Origin of the sequence: Synechococcus sp. MU1655, from assembly GCF_023630655.1 — a bacterium.
Classification (GTDB): Bacteria; Cyanobacteriota; Cyanobacteriia; order PCC-6307; family Cyanobiaceae; genus Synechococcus_C.
In genome coordinates, this window is the sequence record NZ_JAKUHK010000203.1 from 1 (window position 1) to 3,809 (window position 3,809).

At 51.2% G+C, this 3,809-nt stretch carries 6 protein-coding genes; 4 read left to right on the plus strand and 2 right to left on the minus strand.

Annotation, left to right across the window (positions count from 1 at the left end; translation table 11 throughout):
• The 3 genes from NCN04_RS09215 to NCN04_RS09225 form a co-directional block, all read left to right on the plus strand.
• A partial coding sequence (locus tag NCN04_RS09215; protein WP_350223247.1) for an EF-Tu/IF-2/RF-3 family GTPase occupies positions 1–819 on the plus strand: 819 nt, incomplete at its 5' end.
• A 60-nt stretch (positions 820–879) separates the two neighbouring features.
• Complete coding sequence (locus NCN04_RS09220) at positions 880–1,116, plus strand: hypothetical protein (RefSeq protein ID WP_048346404.1); 237 nt, start codon at positions 880–882, stop codon at positions 1,114–1,116.
• A 64-nt stretch (positions 1,117–1,180) separates the two neighbouring features.
• Positions 1,181–1,870: a CPP1-like family protein gene (locus tag NCN04_RS09225; RefSeq protein ID WP_250395893.1), complete on the plus strand. Its 690-nt coding sequence runs from the start codon at positions 1,181–1,183 to the stop codon at positions 1,868–1,870.
• 9 nt (positions 1,871–1,879) lie between these two features.
• Here the strand turns inward: NCN04_RS09225 and hslO are convergent, their stop codons facing one another.
• Complete coding sequence (gene hslO / locus NCN04_RS09230) at positions 1,880–2,785, minus strand: Hsp33 family molecular chaperone HslO (protein ID WP_250395894.1); 906 nt, start codon at positions 2,783–2,785, stop codon at positions 1,880–1,882.
• Between the two features lie 12 nt (positions 2,786–2,797).
• On the minus strand, positions 2,798–3,439 hold the full coding sequence (locus tag NCN04_RS09235) for an ABC transporter ATP-binding protein (RefSeq protein WP_250395895.1): 642 nt from the start codon (positions 3,437–3,439) through the stop codon (positions 2,798–2,800).
• A 107-nt stretch (positions 3,440–3,546) separates the two neighbouring features.
• Here NCN04_RS09235 and NCN04_RS09240 point away from each other — a divergent pair.
• Positions 3,547–3,809 (plus strand): DUF3531 family protein (locus NCN04_RS09240; RefSeq protein WP_250395896.1); only part of this gene is annotated, 263 nt, incomplete at its 3' end.

Sequence of the window (3,809 nt, forward strand, 5' to 3'; positions counted from 1 at the left end):
TTCCTTGATGCGTTCATGGATATGGCACAAAAGCCTGTTGCAAGAGTTGGTACGGACGGCCCTGTTGATCCCTTACGTCCTGATTTCAGCGGGTTTGTGTTCAAGCTTCAAGCCAATATGGATCCACGTCATCGAGATCGTGTTGCTTTTGTTCGTGTTTGTAGTGGCCGTTTTGAAAAAGATATGTCTGTGCGTCATGCCCGCACTGGCCGCACCATTCGTCTTTCGCGTCCTCAGAAATTATTTGGGCAAGATAGGGCTGTTGTTGAAGATGCCTATCCCGGTGATGTGATTGGATTGAATAATCCTGGAATGTTCTCTATTGGAGATACTCTTTACACTGGTACAAAGGTCGAATACGAGGGTATTCCTTGCTTTAGTCCCGAAATCTTTAGTTGGTTGCGCAATCCCAATCCTTCTGTATTCAAAAACTTTCGCAAAGGAGTGAACGAGCTTCGTGAGGAGGGTGCAGTTCAAATTCTCTATGACACAGACGAAAGTAAGCGTGATCCCATCCTTGCCGCGGTTGGACAGTTGCAGTTGGAAGTTGTGCAGCACCGCTTAGAAAATGAGTATGGCGTTGATACGCGTCTGGAGCCCCTTGGTTTTCAGGTCGCACGCTGGGTGACTGGTGGTTGGTCTGCCCTGGAAGATGTGGGTCGTATTTTTAATTGCAAGACAGTGCGCGATGCATGGAATCGCCCCGTTTTGTTGTTCAAAAACGAATGGAATTTGAACCAACTGATGGAGGAGCATCCTGCGCTTGTTCTCAGTAACGTCGCGCCTGTTGTGAGCGGTGTGGAGCCGATCAGTCTTTGAGTTGCGATTGCAACCCTTCGTTCACTCGCAACATTGCTTCACGTTCGCCAGACTGGATCAATGGATCTGTTTGCGCTGAGTCACGTCTGGCTGTTACGTCCATGTTCGGACGGCGGCACGGAGTATGTGTGCTTTCGTCCCGCTCAAGATCGTGTTGAGGTGGTTGAGGGATACCACCTTCCGCCCCAAATGCCTTTGATCAAACGCAGAAAATGGCTTCACAGCGCTGAAGTGCCCCATTGCAAACGGCAACTTGAAAAGCTTCAAGGCTTTAAGCACGGGCAACCTCTGTTTTGATTCAATTCAGCTCACCCGATTGTGCGCTCAGCTCGATACGATCAATACAGATTGAACTGAATGAATGGCGTCAGGGGTTGATCTCGGCTCGAGCTCAGAGTCCCAGGATCCTTATGAAATGCTTGGAATTTCTGCTGATTCAGGGTTTGAGGAGGTTCAACAGGCGCGTGAAACCTCTCTGAAGGCAGCTGGCGACGATCCAATGGCGAGGGCTCGCATCGAAACTGCCTATGACGCAGTGCTGATGGGACGCTTGCGAGAACGGCAGTCAGGAACCATTAGTTCTGCTGCCGTGACCGCTTCCCGCCTTGAAAGCCAAAGTGCATCAACGTCTTCAGGTACTCCTGCCAATACGTCTGCTCTTTTAACCAGAATTCGCAACCTCTCTCTTCCAAGTCCCAGGTTGAGCTCTGCCGGTTTTCTTCCAAGTCTGAGTTTGGTGGAAGGCCAGGGATTGCTGGTGAGACTGATCGCTGGAGGCATTGGTCTGTTGCTGCTTCTTGCGGCTCCAACAGCGGTCGATTTAGTGCTGGCTCTCTCCACAATTGGCTTGTTCATCTCTCAGGTCAAACGGGGTCGAAGACCATTGGGTGCCTTGGGCTGGAGTTTGGCTCTCGTCGCCTTAGGGCTGGTTCTGGGCGCGGTGATCGGTGCCTTGGTCTCGACCCAAGCAGGATTGTCTGTGAATCCGATTCTCTTTGAAGCATTGCCAGCCTATTTAGTTCTGGTTGCTGGCATATTGCTTCTGCTCTGAGTGATGGATTCATAGGCTATCGATGAGATCTGATAATTCTTTTTCATCAAGTTTGTAAACCTCACTGCAGAAGTGGCAGGTGAGTTCAGCCCCTTTGTCTTCTTTGAGCATCGTGTTGAGCTCCTTTTTGCCAAATAATCTCAGGGCGTTGATGCTTCGTTCTCTGCTGCAGGGGCATGAGAATTGGATCGGTTGTAACGGTTCTCCAGCGGGAATTGGTTGAGGATCTAAATCTGGAAAAACATCTTTGAGCAGATTCTCAAGATGATCCTGATTATCAAGTAGATGCTTGCTGAAGTTGTGGATTTCGCGACAACGCTCCTCTAGTAAAGCAACCAGAGCTGGTTCTTCTGCTGCTTTGGGCAGCACCTGTACTAATAGTCCACCACTACATTCAAGGCCTTCTTGACTGATCGTTTCGCCTACAAATACGCCTGAGGGTGTTTGTTCAGAATGCAGTAAATACGATGCAACATCCTCTCCAATCCCTCCACGAACCAATTCAACAGTGCTGCTGAATGGCTCTCCCTTTCCTTCGTCCCTCACAACATGAAGGTAGCCCGTACCTGCAGCGGCATTGAAATCAAAGCTGTAGTGACCTGCTTCATCTTCGATTGGATCTAATTCCAGTTTTGGGTTCCCTACATACCCGCGTACCCGACCATCTCTGCCTGCATCGACAAACAAACCACCGATAGGTCCATCGGAGCCAATGCGTAAGTTCACACGGCCGTGACGCACCTTCATTGAGCTGGCTAACAAGAGCCCAGCGCTCATGGCACGCCCGAGCATCACCGTTGTCAAATAGGACAGGCGATGCCTCCGTCTCGCTTCGCGTGCGGCCTCGGTGGTGATCACCGCTACAAGCCTGATGCCTCCGCCAGCTGCCGTGGCCCGGACAAGGCAGTCACCCATGGCATTTGCGCATCACAGCGGCAATGGTGACAGAGCGTGGAGACGTCCCTCTCTCAGGTTCCAATGGTGTCCGCTCCACCCCTCAAAGAGATCCGGTTCATGGGTTACAACAATGAGCAGTCGATCCTTGGAGAGATCTTGAAGCAGTTCGAGCACTTCGGAGCGAACGGACCAATCAAGACCAGCGGTTGGTTCATCCAATAGCAGCACTTCAGGGCGGCGCAATAGCTGCACGGCTAGGGCAAGGCGTCGTTGTTGTCCTCCGCTTAAACGTTCTGGTGCCTGTCGCAGATCCACATCACCGAGGCCGACTCGCCTAATCACAGTGCTTCGCTGCTCACTCGTGAGCCTTTTGTGGCCAAGTTTTAACTCCTGAGATACGTTCAATCCCAGAAAATGACGTTCAGGAAACTGAAACACCACGCCACATAGCCATCGCCTTTGACGTCTCGTGAGTGCTTCTTGTTTCCAGAAAATCGAGCCTTTCTGTTCTCCTGCTAAGCCACTGATCACTTCAAGCAGGCTTGTTTTTCCACTGCCGCTATTGCCTGAGATCAGCACTGGTATGCCTGGCGAGGCTTTGAGGTTGATCTCGTCCAGGACCACGCGTTCTGACGTCGCCGGCCGGAATCGAATGTTGTTGACTTCCAGCATGCGACTCTGTTGCTTCTGTTGATGGCAGTGCTGTGATCAGCATGATTGATCATGATCGTGGCCGATCTCTTTTGAGATAGCGATGATGCGAGGGTCTCCAATAGGCCATGCACGTTCGTTTCCGAGAGGTTGATCCGTTTAATTGCTGGGTGTGGCTTCGATTTAGTGAAATTCCCAGTCAAGGGGAGCGAAATTACGTGGATGGCATCTTTGACAGCTGGTATGTCATTGGTCGGCTCGGTGGCTTCAATGCCGAGAACCTTCAGGTGCATGAAGAAGCAGAGGACCTGAGCTTCATGAGTTACGACAATGACGAGGCCTCCTCATCGATGCCGGCCTTGATGCACAACATGGGGCAGCTCGAATATCA

Bases quoted from the DNA above. Each gene is read 5' to 3' on its own strand.
- NCN04_RS09220 (WP_048346404.1), top strand. From the start codon at position 880: ATGGATCTGTTTGCGCTGAGTCACGTCTGGCTGTTACGTCCATGTTCG.
- NCN04_RS09225 (WP_250395893.1), top strand. From the start codon at position 1,181: ATGGCGTCAGGGGTTGATCTCGGCTCGAGCTCAGAGTCCCAGGATCCT.
- hslO (WP_250395894.1), bottom strand. From the start codon at position 2,785: ATGGGTGACTGCCTTGTCCGGGCCACGGCAGCTGGCGGAGGCATCAGG.
- NCN04_RS09235 (WP_250395895.1), bottom strand. From the start codon at position 3,439: ATGCTGGAAGTCAACAACATTCGATTCCGGCCGGCGACGTCAGAACGC.